Genomic DNA, 17,628 nt, shown 5'->3' on the forward strand with positions numbered 1-17,628 from the left:
GGCCATCCGGCATTTTATCCTAAAAAAGTCAGTCATGAAAAAGACGCTGTTCCTCTTGTTTTTTCATTTCGCATTCATCCTTGCCGCCATTGCCCAAGACGCAAAAGACATCGTCAAAAAAGCCGACGAAAAAGCAAAAGGCAAAACTTCCGTCTCCAACATTACCATCCAAATCATTAGACCCACTTGGTCTCGGGAAATGAGCGTGAAAGGCTGGTCAAAAGGCAATGATTTTAGTTTGGCCTTGGTTTTGGCTCCAGCCAAAGAAAAAGGAGTCGTCTTTTTAAAAAGAAGGAAGGAAGTCTGGAACTGGATTCCTTCCATTGAACGCAACATCAAAATGCCGCCATCGATGATGAGCCAAAGCTGGATGGGAACTGATTTTACCAATGACGATTTGGTCAAGGAAGCTTCCATTCTCGAAGATTACGATCATTCCTTTCTGGGAAATATCACTATTGAAGGCAGGGATTGCCATAAAATCCAGTTGATTCCAAAACCCAAATCGGCTGTCGTGTGGGGAAAAATCATCATGGCCATCGACAAAAAGGATTTTATGATGCTGCAGGTCGAATATTTCGACGAAGACAAAATACTCATCAACACCATGTATTGCAGTGACATCAAAATGCTGGGAGGTCGTTTATTGCCCGGAAAAATGGAAATGGTTCCTGCCAACAAAAAAGGAAACAAGACGGTTTTGATTTACAATTCGATTGTTTTTGACACGCCATTGGAAGATTCCTTTTTCACCACCCAAAACATCACCAAGGTAAAATGATCCTGAAACTAATCTGGAGAAATCTCTGGCGCAACAGCCGCCGAACGCTAATCACGATGGCTTCGATTGCCTTTGCTGTTTTGTTTGCCATTTTGATGAAGTCTTTACAGGACGGCGTTTTCAACAATCTAATCAAAAATGTAGTCCGGTATTACTCGGGTTATGTGCAAATTCACCAAAAAGGCTATTGGGACGAACAAGTGCTAGACAACTGTTTTGAAATGGAAAATGTTCTAACAAATAAGCTCCAACAAAATTCCCAAATCAAGGAAATTGTTCCCCGATTGGAAACTTTTGTCTTGATTTCCAAAGAAAACACCAGCAAAGGCTGCATGCTTGTGGGTACGGATGCCGTCAAAGAAAACAACTTGACCCAATTAAAAAGCAAACTCATCAACGGAAGCTATTTCAACAATAATGAAGCGTCCGTAATCCTTGCCGAAGGATTGGCAAAACGAATCAATGCCAAAGTCAATGACACCATCGTTTTGTTCGGACAAGGTTTTCACGGTGCGATGGCGGCCGGGAAATACAAGGTAAAAGGGATTGTACATTTGGCATTACCGGCCTTGAATGACGCCTTTGTTTATTTGCCTTTGACTGCGACCCAATACTTTTTGGGTGCCGAAAACAGGCTCACTTCCATTTCCTTGGGAATCGACAATCCCAAAAACGGGAATATTGTTGTCAAAAATCTCAAGACGACAATTGGACAAAAATACGAAGTAATGTCTTGGCAGGAAATGATGCCCGAAATAGACAATCACATCAAGGCTGACGGATTTTCGTTTTACATTTTTTCGGGGATATTGTACCTCATCATTGGTTTTGGACTTTTTGGAACTATTTTGATGATGACTTTGGAACGCACTCGTGAATTTGGCATGCTCATCGCCATCGGAATGAAAAAAAACAAATTAAAACTGATTTTATTGGGCGAAACCTTCCTGATTACACTTCTTGGAGTGGTTTTAGGAATGCTGTTAAGCCTGCCATCGGTACTTTATTTACAGGAAAAACCCATCCGTTTCAGCGGAGAAATCGCCAAGGCTTATGAGCAATTTGGCTTTGAAGCCGTGTTCCCGACCGAATTCAATCCGGTTGTTTTCATCAACCAATCGCTGGTTGTTCTATGCATGGCCACCCTGATTGGTTTGTATCCGCTGTGGTTCGTGAATGGTTTGAATCCTGTCGAAGCAATGAAAAAATAGAAACAAAATGAGTGTGTTGACCAAAATAGCCAGCAGGAATATTTGGAGAAGCAAAAAAAGAAGCTTCATCATCATCGCCGCAGTAAGCATTGGTTTGTGGGCGGGGATTTTCATAATGGCTTTTTACAACGGGATGATTGAACAGCGAATCAACGCAGCCATTGCGAGTGAATTGTCCCATATCCAGCTGCATCATCCTGAATTCAGGAAGGATTTTGAAATAAAATTCCATTTGCCGGAAGGCAGAAAAATGCTGGAAAAAATCAAAAACGATTCCAATGTAAAAGCCGCAACGGGACGCATCATCATCAAGGGAATGATTGCGTCTGCCTCAGGAAGCAGTGGAACAACAATAAACGGCGTGATGCCGGAACAAGAAGAATTATTGACAAACCTTAAAGGAAAATTGATCAAAGGGAATTATTTCAATCCCAAAAAAGAGAATGAAATACTCCTAAGCGAAAAGCTTCGCAAAAAATTAAAACTAAATTTATACAAAAAAACCATCTTAACTTTTCAGGATAGAGACGGCAATCTTGCTTCGGCAGCATTTCGAATCACCGGTATATACAAGACCATAAATGCACCCTACGACGATGCCAATGTTTTCGTAAAAATCACCGATTTGGATTCGCTGGCCGGAATCCCGAAAGCCATCAATGAAATTGCAGTCCTGCTTCATTCGGGCAAATCTGTACCGGAAATCGAAAAAAAATTGAAGTTGCAATTTCCAAAAACAGAAATCAAAAACTGGATGGAAATTTCACCGGAACTTGGATTAACCGTTTCTGTTGGCGACCAAATGGTCTATATTTTTATGGGAATTATTTTGCTTGCCTTGGCCTTTGGCATTGTCAACACAATGATGATGTCGGTGCTGGAACGAACACGGGAAATAGGAATGCTGTTGGCCTTGGGAATGAATAAATTCAAAATATTCCTGATGATTCTTCTAGAAACTTTCTTCCTGATTCTTGTCGGATGTCCCATTGGAATCGCTCTTGCCTTTGCCACCATCGGAATAACGCGGCAAACGGGAATCAACTTAAGCCAATTCACGGAAGTCTATTCCAGCTTTGGATACAGCCCCATCATATATCCCATTTTAACTTGGAATCAATTTGGAAACATCGTGGTTTTGATCATGCTGACAGCCCTTTTTTCGGCTTTGTTCCCGGCAAGAAAAGCTTTGAAATTGAAACCCGCCGAATCTTTAAAATAGTAATCGCCATGCAAGAAACAGTAATAGATGCGCACAATTTATCGAAAATTTATGACGAGAAAACCATTCCGGTCTATGCTCTGAACAAGGTTCATCTTCACATTTCTAGGGGAGAATTTACGGCAATCAAAGGGCCTTCGGGTTCTGGAAAAACGACTTTGCTGAACATGATTGGCGGTTTGGATATTCCTTCCGAAGGTTTTGTCGAGATTAACGGAACCAATATTACTGCTTTGAAAGGAAACGAATTGATTGATTTTCGTTTGAACAATATAGGATTTGTGTTCCAATCCTATAATTTGATTCCGGTGCTTACCGCCAAAGAAAACATAGAATTCATCATGCTGCTACAAAAGCGCCCAAAAAAAGAAACGAAACAACGAGTTTTGGAACTACTGAAACAAATAGGATTGGAAGACAAAATCAATAAAAGACCCAATGAATTATCCGGAGGACAGCAACAACGAGTGGCCGTGGCAAGAGCATTGGCACCAAAGCCGCAGTTCATTTTGGCCGACGAACCCACTGCAAATCTGGACTCGGTATCGGCAGAAAACTTGTTGGAAATGATGGCGAAACTCAATCAAGAAGAAAACATGACTTTTGTTTTTTCGACCCACGACCAAAGAGTCATCAACCGCGCCCGAAGAGTCATCACGCTTGAAGACGGAAAAATAGTTGACGACACGGCACCAACCACAATCAACCACCGTCAGACACCATAAAATGAGATGTTTTGAAATTGTTCCAATACATAGCAATACTCTTTTTATCCTTCATCAGCACGACAATTGATGCGCAAACCGATGATGTAAAGCCTTCGTGGATAGAATTGCACGGTTACGTCAAATACATCCAAAACACCACCTTTGTCCAAAAAATTGATTCCAATGCTTCGACAAACCTCATTCACAATCGACTGAATTTCAAGTTCAATATTGCGCCTAAAATTACCGGCAGATTGGAAATTCGCAACCGTATTTTTTATGGCGAACAAATAGAACAAACACCAAATTTTAGAGAAATCATCAACCAAGACAACGGTTATTTTCATCTTTCACATTTGTGGATCAACGAAGATTCTTTCGTGGCAGTGTCTTCAATTGACAGAATGTTGATGCACTATTCTGATGAAAAATGGGAGGTCACGATAGGAAGACAACGCATCAATTGGGGAATCAACACGGTTTGGAATCCAAACGACCTCTTCAATGCTTTCAATCTTTTGGAATTTGATTATGAAGAACGTCCCGGAAGCGATGCCGTGAGAATTCAACATAACTTGAAGAACAATGCTTCATTCGAATTGGCTTACGAAGCCGGAAAAAATAAGGATGAGCAAATTGTTGCATTACTATACAAATGGAACAGAAAAAAATATGATTTTCAACTTTTAAGCGGGATATACCAAACCGATTTTATGGTCGGTGGTGGCTGGGCTGGCAGCATCAAGGAAGCTGGATTCAAAGGCGAGATGAGTTATTTTGTTCCAAAACAAAATGCATTGGAATCATCTGAAAACTTCTGTCTTTCCTTAATGGCCGACCAAACCTTTAAAAATGATTGGTATGCCTCGATAACCATGCTGTACAACAGCAATCCCACCAATGCTTTCCTGATTAGCGAAGGCGTTTATAATTTCAATGTTTCTGCCAAAATGCTGTTTCCTTTTGAGTATAATTTTCACTTCACGGCCTTGAAAACCATCTCTCCCATTTCCTCTTTTAACTTCTCCTGTATTTATTCACCGGAAAAGAATACGCTTATTCTCATTCCTTCTTTTGCTTGGAATGTGGCCACAAATTTTGATTTGGATTTTATGTCACAATCCTTTTTTGCCGACCAAATTGACTCCTACAAGAATTTGGGAACCAACCTGTTTATAAGAAGCCGCTGGAGTTTTTAGAAAAAGATGTTGTGATTTTACTTGTTTAAAACCTCCCCAATTTTCAACGCACATTTTTCGCCATCAATGGCTGCCGATATAATTCCGCCTGCATAACCGGCACCTTCTCCGCAAGGATACAAACCTTTTATTTGAAGATGTTCCAAAGTTTCGGGATCTCGGGGAATTCGTACTGGCGAGGAAGTTCTCGATTCGGGAGCGTGAAGAACGGCTTCGTTGGTCAAAAAACCCCGCATCGATTTTCCAAACTCCACAAAACCTTCCCGCATTATTTGGGTGAGGAATCCTGGGAAAACTTCACCCATTTCCACCGAAGTCGTTCCGGGAACATAGGAAGTTTTTGGAATATTGGTCGATACTTTTTTCTGGGTAAAATCGACCATTTTTTGGGCAGGAACTTTCTGCGTCTCACCAGCCAAATGCCAAGCTTTTTGTTCGATACTTTTCTGGAATTCCATTCCAGCCAAAGCACCGAATTTGGCAAACGGCTTGAAATCTTCGAGTTTCAATTCGACCACGATTCCAGAATTGGCGGTGGCTTGATCTCTTTTGGACGGCGACCAACCATTCGTAACCACTTCGCCTGGACTGGTGGCACAAGGCGCAATCACGCCACCGGGACACATACAAAAAGAATACATTCCCCTGCCTCCCACTTGCTTCACGATGGAATAAGGTGATGGCGGCAAATGCTGTCCTCGATAATCGCAACTGTACTGAATGCTGTCAATCAACGACTGTGGATGCTCGGCTCGAACACCCAAGGCAAAAGCTTTGGCTTCAATGAAAATTTGTTTTCTATCGAGTAATTCAAAAATATCTCGGGCTGAATGTCCCGTGGCCAAAATGATTTTGTTGGCTAGAATCGTGTCGCCATTTTTGGTCACGATGCCCTGAACTTCGTTATTTTTGATGAGGATGTCGGTCAATCGGGTTTCGAAAAGGACTTGACCTCCCATTTCGATAATTTTCTCCCGCATATCCTGGATAATTTGCGGCAATTTGTTGGTTCCAATGTGTGGATGCGCATCGACCAAAATATCGTGTGAAGCGCCATAAGCCACAAACAATTCTAATATCCGGGTCACGTCGCCCCGCTTTTTGGAACGGGTGTATAATTTTCCGTCGGAATACGTTCCTGCTCCACCTTCACCAAAACAATAATTGGAATCTTCATCAACAATATGATCTCGGTTGATGGCTTTCAAATCGCGTCGTCTCCCTCGAACGTCTTTTCCACGCTCGACCACGATGGGTTTCAAGCCCAATTCTATCAATTGCAAAGCGGCAAACAATCCCGCAGGGCCAGCACCCACGACAATTACTTCCTGTGCATTGGCCACATTCTTGTATTCTGGCAGTTCAATTTTGGCTTCCTGAATGGTTTCTCCCTGCAAATAAACAGACACTTTCAAATTGAATTTCACGGCTTTTTGGCGCGCATCAATCGAACGTTTCAGGATTGAAATGTGCTGGATTTCTTTGGCATTCACCCGAATTAATTTGGAAACATGTTGTTTGAGCAACAGTTCGTTTGTGGCTATTTCTGGCGATACTTGAAAGAGAAGTTCTTGTGGCATACAATAATTTTTGACAAAAGTAAGAAAATCAAATTATCTTTTTTCTTCAAATGCCCTGAGAGCAAAAGAAGCCAACCAATGCTCTCCTTCGTAATTGCCGTCCACAATTGAAGGGAGTGAAAAAGTAAAATGACGATCAGCCAAAGGTTTTAAATGTGAAAATTCTTTTGGATATTGGTTTATCAAATGATACATATTCCAAGCACGACTAAAATTTAACCCATCAAGGTGAACCAAATGTCCATCGGTTCTATCTGCCACTTTCGCAACCTCCCAAGTAAATTTTTTATTAAAAAGTTGAGGAGCAAAATTTTTCAACCAAAACAAAAAATTATTTCTAACCAAAACTCGCTGCATCAAACCCATTTCTTCAAGACCAGGCGAAAGAAAATCAGTGCCACTTGGTTCCCAATTAAAAGGACATTTTTGATCTTTTTGAAACAATCGAATCGAATTGTCAATTATTATTTTTTGAAAAGCCTCATTCTTTGAATAGCGTGCATAATCATAAGCAAATGACAATCCAAATGCTGTATTTGCATGAGTACCAACCCGAATTGGATATAACAATTTTGGTAAAAACTCAGAATATCTTTGAATAAACAAATTAGATAAGGGTTTAAGATTTTGGGCTAATTCCTGAGCAAATGGTTCATCAAAACTTTCCAATTCCAATTGCAATTTTAAAACCCAAGCCCAGCCATAAGTTCTTTCGAATGATTTTTCGTGATTCTTTGAAAGATATTTTATTTCTTTTTGAATATTTTCCTTTGATAAATTAATTTTTAGTTTGGTGATAATTTCTTCCTTCTTTTCGATGTTGGGAAATCGCTTCAGTAAATAAACCAAACTCCAATGTCCATGAACAGAAGAATGCCAGTCAAAACATCCGTAAAAAGCTGGATGCAATTTTTTTGGCGATTGAATTTCTGTACTGTCCATAAGCATTTGCCCCAATTTATTGGGATATTCTTGTTGGAGGCATTTAATGGGAAGTGAAGCTAAATGATTTGCCTGTTCAATAGTAAGTTCTTGTGAATAACTGGAAATTGTTAGAAAAAGAAATAAATATTTTAAATAATTCATCTGATTAAGTTTTTCCAAATTTAACAAATTGTTACCTTTGAAAAAACACCAATTAACAATGTCTCGTCAAATAAAACTAATTTGGGATTTTCGTGGTTCAGCTTCGGCAAAAACGGCCGAACATCATGAAATTCATTTAAAGGAATATATCGTGGCCAAAAATTTATCGCCCAACATTACCGGTTTTGAAGTCCTTAACGAAATGTATGCGATTGCCTTTATGGTCGTAACTAACGAAACGATGATTCAAGTACGTGATGCCTTGAAACCGCATCGAGGAGAGGTTTTTTAGTGGTCAGTATCCAGTTTTTAATTGTCAGTGAGAGACTGAATACTAAAAAACTGAACACTGAACACTTTTTTAATTCGCTACTTCGCTGATGAATTTGATTCTCATCAAGCGCAATTCATCGATATCATAATCGCCATCAAATTCTTTGAGTGCTTCTTCAATATTATCCGTGTGCGATTCCATAAAATAGTCGTGAATTTCTTCTTGCTGATCGTCATCGAGCATTTCATCAATCCAATACTTTATGTTTAGCTTGGTACCGGAATTGACGATTTGTTCCATTTCTGTTATCAAGTTTTCCATGGTCAATCCTTTGGCGGAAGCTATATCGCTGAGGGGCAATTTCCTGTCAATGTTTTGAATAATGTATAATTTATTTATGGAATTTGCTCCGGTAGATTTTACGACCAAATCATCTGGGCGAATAATATCATTGTCTTCAACATACTGGCTTATTAATGCTATAAATTCCTTGCCATATTTTTTTGCTTTTCCTTCTCCAACACCGTGCGTGTTGATTAACTCATCCATGGAAATTGGATATTTCAAGGCCATATCTTCGAGTGAAGGATCTTGAAAAACCACAAAAGGAGGAACTCCTAATTTTTTGGCCACTTTTTTGCGCAGGTCACGCAACATTCCCATCAAAACCTCATCGGCAACCCCGCTTGATTTTGCGGCCGTAACGATGGCATCATCCTCGGATTCACTGTATTCATGATCCTCGGACATCATGAAAGAAATTGGTTTTTTGATGAAATCTATACCTTTCTTGGTAATTTTCACGATGCCGTAAGTTTCAATGTCTTTGGACAATAATCCATCCACCAATACTTGACGCAGTAATGCCATCCAGAATTTTTCGTCATGATCTGCACCTGAACCAAAAAAGGGCTGACTATCTGTTCTATGCGCTTTTATGACTGCATTTACTCGACCTATCAAGGTAAAAACGACTTCTTTGGACTTGTATATATGTTTCGTGTCGCGGACCACTTCAAGCAATTTAACGACTTGGTCTTTGGCCTCCAACTTCACTTTTGGATTGCGAACATTGTCATCCATGTCTCCTCCTTCACCGGTTTCATTGTCGAATTCCTCCCCAAAATAATGCAACAAGAATTTTCTTCTCGACATCGAAGTTTCGGCATAAGCAACTACTTCTTGCAATAAAGCAAAACCTATTTCCTGTTCGGCAACGGGTTTCCCGGACAAGAATTTTTCCAATTTTTCTACATCTTTATAGGAATAATAGGCTAGACAATGTCCTTCGCCTCCATCGCGACCGGCACGACCTGTTTCCTGGTAATAACTTTCCAATGATTTTGGAATATCGTGATGGATAACAAAACGAACATCCGGTTTATCGATTCCCATCCCAAATGCAATCGTGGCAACCACCACATCCACGTCTTCCATAAGAAACATGTCTTGGTGTTTGGCTCGCGTTTTGGCATCCAATCCTGCGTGATAAGGCACGGCGCTTATTCCGTTTACTTGCAAAACTTCGGCAATGGCTTCCACTTTTTTGCGGCTTAGACAATAAATAATTCCCGATTTGCCTTTGTGTTGTTTTATAAAACGAATGATGTCCGCTTCAATATTTTTGGTTTTGGTACGTACTTCGTAATATAAATTAGGTCTATTGAAAGATGCCTTATAGGTTGTTGCATCTGACATATCCAAATTTTTGAGAATGTCTTCCTGTACTTTTGGAGTGGCTGTTGCGGTAAGACCAATAATTGACACATCACCCAATTGCTTGATAATTCCTTTTAAATTTCGATATTCCGGCCTGAAATCATGGCCCCATTCAGAGATGCAATGTGCTTCATCAATGGCCACGAAAGAAATAGGCACGGTTTGAAGGAAATTCAAATATTCTTCCTTGGTCAAGGATTCTGGAGCTACATACAAGAGTTTTGTAATACCTGAAGTAATGTCTTTTTTGACTTGTGCAATTTCAGTTTTGGTAAGTGACGAATTGAGAACATGGGCAACTCCATTTTCTGATGACAAGCTTCGAATGGCATCGACTTGGTTTTTCATCAAGGCAATCAAGGGAGACACAACAATAGCCGTCCCTTCTTGAATTAAGGCAGGCAATTGATAACAAAGTGACTTTCCACCACCCGTTGGCATAATCACGAAAGTGTTTTCTTTGTTGAGAATGCTTTTTATAACTTGTTCCTGGAGACCTTTGAATTGGCTGAAGCCAAAATACTTCTTTAATTCTTTGTGGATGTCAATTTCGGTTGAATTCATTCTTTATTAATGGTATTTTATCTAAATTTGCACCACTAAAGATACTAATTTCTTTTATACATACAAATTTTTATAAAAATTCTATTTTGGATACAAAAGAAAACATATTGATATTGGCCAAAAACACCATTCTTTCCGAGAGTGAATCCATAGCAAAACTAATTGATTTTATAGACTTTAACTTTACCGAAGCCATCCAAATCATATTCAATTCAAAAGGAAGATTGATTGTAACCGGAATTGGAAAAAGTGCAATTATTGCCCAAAAAATGGTTGCCACGTTTAATTCTACTGGAACTCCGTCACTATTTTTACATGCTTCAGAGGCCATTCACGGGGATTTGGGCATGATGCAAACCGACGATGTTGTTATATGCATTTCAAAAAGTGGCAACAGTCCCGAAATAAAAGTACTTGTTCCCTTGTTAAAAAGATTTGGAAATCAATTAATAGCCATTACCGGAAACATGTCCTCATTCTTGGCAAAAGAATCCAAATATGTCCTGAATACCACGGTTGATGCGGAAGCGTGTCGCAACAATCTAGCGCCAACAAATAGCACGACGGCACAACTAGTAATGGGCGATGCCCTTGCAGTATGCTTGATGGAAATGCGAAATTTTACCAGCGAAGATTTTGCCAAATACCATCCCGGTGGCGCCTTGGGCAAAAAACTGTTGCTTCGCGTTACAGACATGCTTGAAAACTCGTTAAAACCAATGGTGGCTCCAGATGCTCCCATAAAAAAAGTAATTTTCGAAATTTCCGAGAAGCGTCTTGGAGTTACGGCAGTTGTCGAAAATGAAAAAGTAATCGGAATTATTACCGATGGCGACATCAGAAGAATGCTCAATGAAAATGATACTTTTACTCATTTGACTGCCAAAGATATCATGACAAAAAATCCTAAAATGATACAATCGTCCATTATGGTTTCTGACGCACTAAATATCCTGGAAGATTTTGCCATCACGCAATTGATTGTTGTGGATAATGGCGAGTACAAAGGCGTTTTGCATTTACATGACATTTTAAAAGAAGGAATTGTATAATGAAAAAGAAGGATCTTAAAGAAATGTCGTTTTTAGACCATCTCGAGGAATTAAGATGGTTGTTGGTTAGAAGCACGATTGCCATATTAATCTTTGCAACTTTTACTTTTTTTGTCAGTGATTTTATTTTTGATGTCATCATTTTTGGCCCAAAAAGTCCTGATTTTATCACTTATCGCTTTTTCTGTGATTTATCCCATCAATTGGGTTTTGCCGATAGTATTTGCGTCACCGAAATGCCATTCATCATTCAAAACATAGATGTCGAAGGTCAAGTCAACATATTGGTTTGGACCTGCATAACTGCCGGATTTATTTTGGCATTCCCTTATATCTTGCTTCAATTGTGGAATTTTATTAGTCCTGCTTTGTATGAAAACGAGCGAAAACATGCAAAACTTTTTATTTTCATAGCTTCACTTTTGTTTTTTGTAGGCGTTTTATTCGGCTATTTTGTAGTGGTTCCAATGTCTGTTAATTTCTTTGCAACCTTCAAAGTCAGTGACGTGGTGCAAAATCAATTCAGTTTTGATTCCTACATCGGCATGATAAAAACATCCGTTATTGCCAGTGGACTATTTTTTGAATTACCAATAATCATTTACTTTTTAACAAAATTAGGATTGGTAACACCACGGTTTTTAAGGCACTATTGGAAATATGCCGTGGTCATCATTCTCATTGTGGCAGCAATCGTGACTCCGCCAGACGTAGTTAGCCAATTAATTGTTGCCATCCCAATGTTATTAATCTATGAAGCAAGTATATTTATTTCGTCAATTGTATATAAAAACCAACAAAAAATAGATGGGCAAACTAGTTAAGGAATTCAACGATTATCGTTCCAAGATGAACGAAAAATTATTGGCAGACAACAATAAAATTGTAAAGCGAATTTTCAATCTTGACACCAATGCTTATGCAGCGGGAGCACTTGACGTGAAAACCAAGGAGCTTCTGGGATTAGTGGCTTCAGCAGTGTTGCGTTGCGACGATTGCGTGAAATACCATTTAGAAAATTGTCATAAAGAAGGTATCTCCAAAGAAGAAATGATGGAAGCCATGGGAATTGCAACATTGGTGGGCGGAACCATCGTCGTGCCCCATTTGCGCAGAGCGTATGAGTTTTGGGAAGAATTGGAAGAAGACAAATAATTGTTAAATTGTAGATCTGGTCATTTGTTTATTCGTTAATTTGTCGAATAACCGAATAACCGAATAACCTCAAAAAATGAAACTAAGAGCCGAAAATCTAATTAAAACATATAAAGGTCGTAGTGTCGTAAAAGGCATTTCGGTGGATGTAAACCAAGGGGAAATCGTGGGATTGTTGGGGCCAAACGGTGCCGGAAAAACAACTTCATTTTACATGATTGTGGGATTGGTAAAACCCAACTCTGGAAACATTTATCTGGACGATTTGGATATCACCGATTATCCAATGTACAAAAGAGCCCAACAAGGCATTGGTTATTTGGCACAAGAAGCTTCCGTTTTCAGAAAATTGAGTATCGAAGACAATATTTTGAGCGTTTTACAATTGACCAAACTTTCCAAAGAAGCCCAAGAAGCCAAAATGGAAAGCTTGATTGACGAGTTTGGTTTGCAACACATTCGCACGAATCGCGGTGATTTGCTTTCGGGTGGAGAACGTCGTCGTACTGAAATTGCGCGTTGTTTGGCCACAGACCCAAAATTCATCCTTCTCGACGAACCTTTTGCAGGAGTTGACCCTGTTGCCGTTGAAGACATTCAAAGAATCGTGGCCCAATTAAAAAACAAGAACATCGGAATTCTGATTACCGACCACAACGTGCAAGAAACCCTTGCCATCACCGATAAAACCTATCTTATGTTTGAAGGAGGAATCCTGAAAGCCGGAATTCCCGAAGAATTGGTGGAAGATGAAATGGTGCGTCGCGTGTATTTAGGACAGAATTTCGAATTGAGAAAAAAGAAATTGGAGTTTTAAAAGTCGGAGCATTAAAATGGAAGATCCAGAGAATCCAAGTCCCGAAACAGAAGAAAGGTGGCGCAACGACCCCGACAACTGGATTTGGGGAATCTTTTATTACAACAAGGAAGACGGACGTTTGCTGCCGCCAAAAAGAAACCCCATTATGGGTTTTACCATCAATTTTGCCAATCCCAATTCGGTATTGTTTTTTGTAATCATGATGCTTTTTTTCTTGTTAATCACATTTGTCATTGCAAGCAAAAATTGATTATTCCACAGTTATAAACCGTAATTGCTCGGCATCTCCATTGAAAATATTCACATCCACATTGCCTTTTATTCCCGTCACGGATGCTTTTTCCGTGAATTGCCAAAACAGCCAATCCCCGCCTATTTTCTCCCGATAAAAATTGTAATTGGCAATCCAAAAAAGGTAATCCGAAAAATCTTCTTTCAAGAAATCATCGTAATATTTCTCGCCCGTATAAATAATGGGTTTGACTTTATAATGGGCTTCAACGGCATTCAACCAACGCCTCAGTCCTATTTTCAAACTATCTAAAGATTGACCTTTGGGTAATTTTTCAATATCTAAAACGGGAGGCAAATCACCTTTTTTTAGCTGTACGGTTTTGATAAAAAGTTTTGCTTGTTCCAATGAATTTTCGTTGGGACGATAATAATGATAAGCTCCTCGAATCATTTCCCTGTTTTTGGCACCAAGCCAATTTTTCTCAAATTGACCATCAACCCTGTCGTTTCCTGCCGTGGCACGAATAAAAACAAATTCAAGCGGATAATTTTCCTCGATGGTTTCGACCAAAGTCCAATCGATTTTTCCCTGAAACTCGGAAACATCCAGACCAATTGCCTTGCCTTGATGATTCTCTAAAACTTGGTAATTGCGAACATCCGAAATGCGTTTGGCTTCGGCAGCTTCGTATTTTAATTTATAAGATTTAAACCCTAAATAATACAGGAATCCATCGCGATAGTGATAACCTACTCCCAGAAATAGCAAGATAAAAATTCCAATTATCGAATAACTGCGAACTTTTCCGGAGAAAAAGGAAGCTTTCTTTCGTGGTTTTCGTCTGGTTGCGGATTTTCTTCGAGTGGTTGTTCTCCTCATTGGAAAACTATTTTTTCAAGAACTTGTTGTTGAAAACCGACAACAAAACATAAGTAACGATAACCAACGGAATGGCCAAATAGTGGAAGAAAACCAACAACACTGCACACAAAATCAAAAAGACGATTTGAAGGGCATTTTTCTTAAACGTAAAATCTTTTATTTTCAAGGAAAACAAAGGAATTTCAGCGTTCAAAATGTAAGCACTGAATAAAGTGATGGCCAACAAAATCCATTGATTGGTCAAAATATCAAAAACAACCAACGAATCGGAATATTTTAAAACCAAAGGCAAACTCAATATAAACAAGGCATTGGCAGGCGTTGGCAAACCAATGAAAGAATCCGTTTGGCGGGTATCAATATTGAAATTGGCCAATCGATAACAAGACCCTAAAGTAATGATGAATCCCAAATACGGCAAAATCAAAATAGGAGTTGCTGGATCTTGGCTTTGTTGCAACAACCAGTACATTACATAACCTGGAACAACACCGCTGGTAACCATATCTGCCAAAGAATCCAATTGCAAACCCAATTCCCCGGCCACCTTGAACAATCTGGCAAAAAAACCATCAAAAAAATCCAGAAAAATGCCCAAACACACAAAATAAAAAGCCATTTCAAAATTTAATTCCGACACAAAAACTACGGCAATGCAACCGCAAAAAAGATTGAGCAACGTAATGATATTCGGGACGTGTTTTTTAATTTGCATAGTTCAAGAGATTAAATGTTCGAAGTTCGCAAATTTAGTATAATAAGTGAATGAGAAGTACGTTTTTTAGTAGAGATTTTCAACATCAAGTTCTTTGGCTCTCAATATTTGACCAAAGAGAGGAGTAAGCTCATTAAAAAATTATATTTTTGAAAAAAAATTAAACGATACTTCGGTCCGAGAAACAATCAATGCTAAAAAAAACTCCATTATTCTTCCTTCTTTTGATTTGCGCCAGTTCGTATGCCCAAACCGTCAGAAAGTATTCGAACGAGTTCATGAATATTGGCGTTGACGCGGCAGCATTGGGAATGGCAAACGCCATGACTTCCCACACCAATAACGTGAATTCTGGCTACTGGAATCCAGCAGGATTGATTCATCTCGAAGACCATGAACTATCATTGATGCACGCCAATTATTTTGCCAATATTGCCCAATACGACTATATTGCTTACGCAAAACCAATCGACGATGAAAGCGCTTGGGGAATTTCCCTAATCCGTTTTGGTGTTGACGATATTTTAAACACAACTGAATTAATCGACAGCCAAGGCAACATCGACTACAATCGCATCAGCCTTTTTTCCACAGCCGATTATGGCGTTACTTTTTCCTATGCTCGAAGGTTGCAAGTTCCCGGATTTCAATATGGAGTCAATGCCAAAGTGATTCGCCGAATTATTGGACAATTTGCCAGTTCTTGGGGTTTTGGATTTGATGCCGGTTTGCAATTCGAAAAAAACGACTGGATGTTTGGCTTGATGCTTCGCGATATCACCACGACCTATAATGTATGGAGCATTGACGAAGCCGAATATAAAAAGATTGCCAATGCCATTCCGGGACAAAACCAGGAATTGCCCGAAAGCACGGAAATTACGGCTCCAAAAATCCAATTGGGATTTTCCAAAAAATTTAATATTCGCTATGATTACAGCCTTTTGGCTGCAGCCAATGTCAATATGGTTTTTACCAAAACCAACGACCTTTTTTCGTCAGATTTTGCAAGTATTGATCCGGCATTGGGATTTGAATTTGGTTATACCGACTTGGTTTTTTTGCGAGCCGGACTTGGAAATTTTCAAAACATTCAACAAATTGACAATACGGAAAAGGTGGGATTTCAACCCAATATTGGTTTGGGATTCCAATACAAAGGAATTCAAATTGATTATGCCCTGACCAATTTAGGAAATCAAAGTGCTGCTTTGTATTCGAATATTTTTTCGGTAAAAGTGGATTTGGGACTTTTTAGAAATTAATTTTATTCTTTTTATACCGTTATAAATGAATTCATCATTAAAAAATTTATTCTTTTTCGCATGCTTGATATTTTCAACAAGCAGCTTTGGACAAAACATTCTATTGTCAAAAAATGCTCGTGTGAGCGTCATGACCTGCGATACCGGCAACGAATCGTATTCGCTTTTTGGGCACACGGCCGTTAGGATAGCAGACACCGACAACAACTTGGATGTGGTTTACAATTATGGTGCTTTTGATTTTGCCACGCCTAATTTTGTTGCCAAATTTGCCAAAGGAGATTTGCAGTATTTTGCCGTTGCACATTCCTTTTCGGATTTTATGAATCAATACACTTACGAACAAAGAAGCGTTTTCGAACAGGAATTAATTATTCCATTGGCATACAAACAAAAATTATTCGACAATTTGAATTCTGTTCTTGCTTCGGAAAGACGCTATTACACTTATAAATTTATCGACAGAAACTGTACTTCGATGGTTGTCGAAATACTAAACGAAACACTGGGTTCCAATGTTATTTTAAAAAAAAGTGATACGGACAAAACGTACAGAACGATTTTATATCCTCATTTTGACAATTTTTTTTATCAAAAACTGGGCACCAGCATCATCTTTGGCAAAAAAGTGGATGAATACGGAACTCGAATCTTTCTGCCTTTCGAACTGCTCAAAAATTTAGAACAAACCCAGTTTGAAAACCATTCATTGTGCAAGGAAAGCAAGACTCTTTTGGAATTCAAGAAGGAAGCGCCAAAATCTTGGTGGGACAACTTTTATACTTTTGCGTTGCTGCTTGGTTTTATTGTAGTCATAAACAAGAAAAGCATTGATTTGTTATATCTTTCCACAATGGGTTTCTTGGGACTATTTTTGGGGTTTATGGGATTTTATTCTTTTCACCAAGAGTTGGCATATAATTATAACATCTTGTTGTTTAATCCTTTGTTGCTGGTATTGCTTTATTTTCATTACACCAAAAACAAAAAATGGATTATCAATTTAGCTTTGGTAAATATCCTTTTTCTCTTTGTTTACCTGGGATTTATGCTGAATAAAATTCACTTGTTGATTGTATTGCCACTTGTACTCACAAATTTGGCCTTGTTGGTAAAAATGATAATCCGTAATAGCAAGCGTGTTCCGGTGGTAATTTAAAA

Annotated in this window: 18 protein-coding genes; 13 read left to right on the forward strand and 5 right to left on the reverse strand. The window is 39.0% G+C overall.

Annotated features, from left to right (window positions below; all coding sequences use genetic code 11):
- Window positions 1-34: 34 nt before the first annotated feature.
- The 5 genes from C0430_RS10000 to C0430_RS10020 are packed head-to-tail and all read left to right on the forward strand — an operon-like array spanning window position 35 to window position 5,120.
- On the forward strand, window positions 35-781 hold the full coding sequence (locus tag C0430_RS10000) for an outer membrane lipoprotein-sorting protein (RefSeq protein WP_290869124.1): 747 nt from the start codon (window positions 35-37) through the stop codon (window positions 779-781).
- Window positions 778-1,992, forward strand: coding sequence for an FtsX-like permease family protein (locus C0430_RS10005; RefSeq protein WP_290869127.1), 1,215 nt, complete (start codon window positions 778-780; stop codon window positions 1,990-1,992). Before C0430_RS10000 ends, C0430_RS10005 begins: the two co-directional genes overlap by 4 nt.
- 7 nt (window positions 1,993-1,999) lie before the next feature.
- Window positions 2,000-3,214: an FtsX-like permease family protein gene (locus C0430_RS10010; RefSeq protein ID WP_290869130.1), complete on the forward strand. Its 1,215-nt coding sequence runs from the start codon at window positions 2,000-2,002 to the stop codon at window positions 3,212-3,214.
- An 8-nt stretch (window positions 3,215-3,222) separates the two neighbouring features.
- Window positions 3,223-3,939: an ABC transporter ATP-binding protein gene (locus C0430_RS10015; RefSeq protein WP_290869133.1), complete on the forward strand. Its 717-nt coding sequence runs from the start codon at window positions 3,223-3,225 to the stop codon at window positions 3,937-3,939.
- Window positions 3,940-3,956: 17 nt separating this feature from the next.
- The gene (locus C0430_RS10020; RefSeq protein WP_290869136.1) at window positions 3,957-5,120 is read left to right on the forward strand and encodes a hypothetical protein; all 1,164 of its coding nucleotides are present in this window, start codon (window positions 3,957-3,959) and stop codon (window positions 5,118-5,120) included.
- Window positions 5,121-5,137: 17 nt separating this feature from the next.
- Here C0430_RS10020 and C0430_RS10025 read toward each other — a convergent pair whose 3' ends face one another.
- Complete coding sequence (locus C0430_RS10025; protein WP_290869139.1) at window positions 5,138-6,700, reverse strand: FAD-dependent protein; 1,563 nt, start codon at window positions 6,698-6,700, stop codon at window positions 5,138-5,140.
- A 33-nt stretch (window positions 6,701-6,733) separates the two neighbouring features.
- Entirely contained in the window at window positions 6,734-7,786 is a 1,053-nt protein-coding gene (locus C0430_RS10030) for a DUF2891 domain-containing protein (RefSeq protein ID WP_290869142.1), read from the reverse strand.
- Window positions 7,787-7,844: 58 nt separating this feature from the next.
- Here C0430_RS10030 and C0430_RS10035 point away from each other — a divergent pair, with 58 nt between their 5' ends.
- A complete protein-coding gene (locus tag C0430_RS10035) occupies window positions 7,845-8,078 on the forward strand; it encodes a hypothetical protein (protein WP_290869145.1) in 234 nt (77 codons plus the stop codon).
- A 69-nt stretch (window positions 8,079-8,147) separates the two neighbouring features.
- Here C0430_RS10035 and C0430_RS10040 read toward each other — a convergent pair whose 3' ends face one another.
- Window positions 8,148-10,343 carry an ATP-dependent DNA helicase RecQ gene (locus C0430_RS10040; protein WP_290869148.1) on the reverse strand — a complete coding sequence of 732 codons (2,196 nt, stop codon included), beginning with the start codon at window positions 10,341-10,343 and terminating at the stop codon, window positions 8,148-8,150.
- A gap of 86 nt (window positions 10,344-10,429) precedes the next feature.
- Between C0430_RS10040 and C0430_RS10045 the strand changes: the two genes are divergently transcribed.
- The 5 genes from C0430_RS10045 (at window position 10,430) to C0430_RS10065 (ending at window position 13,620) form a co-directional block, all read left to right on the forward strand.
- The gene (locus tag C0430_RS10045) at window positions 10,430-11,395 is read left to right on the forward strand and encodes a KpsF/GutQ family sugar-phosphate isomerase (protein WP_290869151.1); all 966 of its coding nucleotides are present in this window, start codon (window positions 10,430-10,432) and stop codon (window positions 11,393-11,395) included.
- A complete protein-coding gene (tatC, locus tag C0430_RS10050) occupies window positions 11,395-12,219 on the forward strand; it encodes a twin-arginine translocase subunit TatC (protein ID WP_290869154.1) in 825 nt (274 codons plus the stop codon). Before C0430_RS10045 ends, tatC begins: the two co-directional genes overlap by 1 nt.
- Window positions 12,203-12,550: a carboxymuconolactone decarboxylase family protein gene (locus C0430_RS10055; RefSeq protein ID WP_290869157.1), complete on the forward strand. Its 348-nt coding sequence runs from the start codon at window positions 12,203-12,205 to the stop codon at window positions 12,548-12,550. Before tatC ends, C0430_RS10055 begins: the two co-directional genes overlap by 17 nt.
- A 76-nt stretch (window positions 12,551-12,626) precedes the next feature.
- Window positions 12,627-13,367, forward strand: coding sequence for an LPS export ABC transporter ATP-binding protein (gene lptB, locus C0430_RS10060; RefSeq protein WP_290869160.1), 741 nt, complete (start codon window positions 12,627-12,629; stop codon window positions 13,365-13,367).
- Window positions 13,368-13,383: 16 nt separating this feature from the next.
- Window positions 13,384-13,620, forward strand: a complete 237-nt coding sequence (locus tag C0430_RS10065; protein ID WP_290869163.1) for a hypothetical protein — start codon at window positions 13,384-13,386, stop codon at window positions 13,618-13,620.
- On the opposite strand, the gene C0430_RS10070 is transcribed toward C0430_RS10065, so the two are convergent.
- The gene (locus C0430_RS10070; RefSeq protein ID WP_290869166.1) at window positions 13,621-14,484 is read right to left on the reverse strand and encodes a glycoside hydrolase family 25 protein; all 864 of its coding nucleotides are present in this window, start codon (window positions 14,482-14,484) and stop codon (window positions 13,621-13,623) included.
- Window positions 14,485-14,491: 7 nt separating this feature from the next.
- Entirely contained in the window at window positions 14,492-15,202 is a 711-nt protein-coding gene (locus C0430_RS10075) for a CDP-alcohol phosphatidyltransferase family protein (RefSeq protein WP_290869169.1), read from the reverse strand.
- Between the two features lie 278 nt (window positions 15,203-15,480).
- Between C0430_RS10075 and C0430_RS10080 the strand changes: the two genes are divergently transcribed.
- Window positions 15,481-16,467: a PorV/PorQ family protein gene (locus C0430_RS10080; protein WP_290869354.1), complete on the forward strand. Its 987-nt coding sequence runs from the start codon at window positions 15,481-15,483 to the stop codon at window positions 16,465-16,467.
- A gap of 25 nt (window positions 16,468-16,492) precedes the next feature.
- Window positions 16,493-17,626 carry a DUF4105 domain-containing protein gene (locus C0430_RS10085; RefSeq protein WP_290869172.1) on the forward strand — a complete coding sequence of 378 codons (1,134 nt, stop codon included), beginning with the start codon at window positions 16,493-16,495 and terminating at the stop codon, window positions 17,624-17,626.
- Window positions 17,627-17,628 lie beyond the last annotated feature (2 nt).

The sequence above is a fragment of the Flavobacterium sp. genome, assembly GCF_013823965.1.
Lineage (GTDB): Bacteria > Bacteroidota > Bacteroidia > Flavobacteriales > Flavobacteriaceae > Flavobacterium.

Coding starts and splice junctions, on each gene's coding strand:
- C0430_RS10000 (WP_290869124.1), top strand. CDS start 35: ATGAAAAAGACGCTGTTCCTCTTGTTTTTTCATTTCGCATTCATCCTT.
- C0430_RS10005 (WP_290869127.1), top strand. CDS start 778: ATGATCCTGAAACTAATCTGGAGAAATCTCTGGCGCAACAGCCGCCGA.
- C0430_RS10010 (WP_290869130.1), top strand. CDS start 2,000: ATGAGTGTGTTGACCAAAATAGCCAGCAGGAATATTTGGAGAAGCAAA.
- C0430_RS10015 (WP_290869133.1), top strand. CDS start 3,223: ATGCAAGAAACAGTAATAGATGCGCACAATTTATCGAAAATTTATGAC.
- C0430_RS10025 (WP_290869139.1), bottom strand. CDS start 6,700: ATGCCACAAGAACTTCTCTTTCAAGTATCGCCAGAAATAGCCACAAAC.
- C0430_RS10030 (WP_290869142.1), bottom strand. CDS start 7,786: ATGAATTATTTAAAATATTTATTTCTTTTTCTAACAATTTCCAGTTAT.
- C0430_RS10035 (WP_290869145.1), top strand. CDS start 7,845: ATGTCTCGTCAAATAAAACTAATTTGGGATTTTCGTGGTTCAGCTTCG.
- C0430_RS10040 (WP_290869148.1), bottom strand. CDS start 10,343: ATGAATTCAACCGAAATTGACATCCACAAAGAATTAAAGAAGTATTTT.
- tatC (WP_290869154.1), top strand. CDS start 11,395: ATGAAAAAGAAGGATCTTAAAGAAATGTCGTTTTTAGACCATCTCGAG.
- C0430_RS10055 (WP_290869157.1), top strand. CDS start 12,203: ATGGGCAAACTAGTTAAGGAATTCAACGATTATCGTTCCAAGATGAAC.
- lptB (WP_290869160.1), top strand. CDS start 12,627: ATGAAACTAAGAGCCGAAAATCTAATTAAAACATATAAAGGTCGTAGT.
- C0430_RS10065 (WP_290869163.1), top strand. CDS start 13,384: ATGGAAGATCCAGAGAATCCAAGTCCCGAAACAGAAGAAAGGTGGCGC.
- C0430_RS10070 (WP_290869166.1), bottom strand. CDS start 14,484: ATGAGGAGAACAACCACTCGAAGAAAATCCGCAACCAGACGAAAACCA.
- C0430_RS10075 (WP_290869169.1), bottom strand. CDS start 15,202: ATGCAAATTAAAAAACACGTCCCGAATATCATTACGTTGCTCAATCTT.
- C0430_RS10080 (WP_290869354.1), top strand. CDS start 15,481: ATGAATATTGGCGTTGACGCGGCAGCATTGGGAATGGCAAACGCCATG.
- C0430_RS10085 (WP_290869172.1), top strand. CDS start 16,493: ATGAATTCATCATTAAAAAATTTATTCTTTTTCGCATGCTTGATATTT.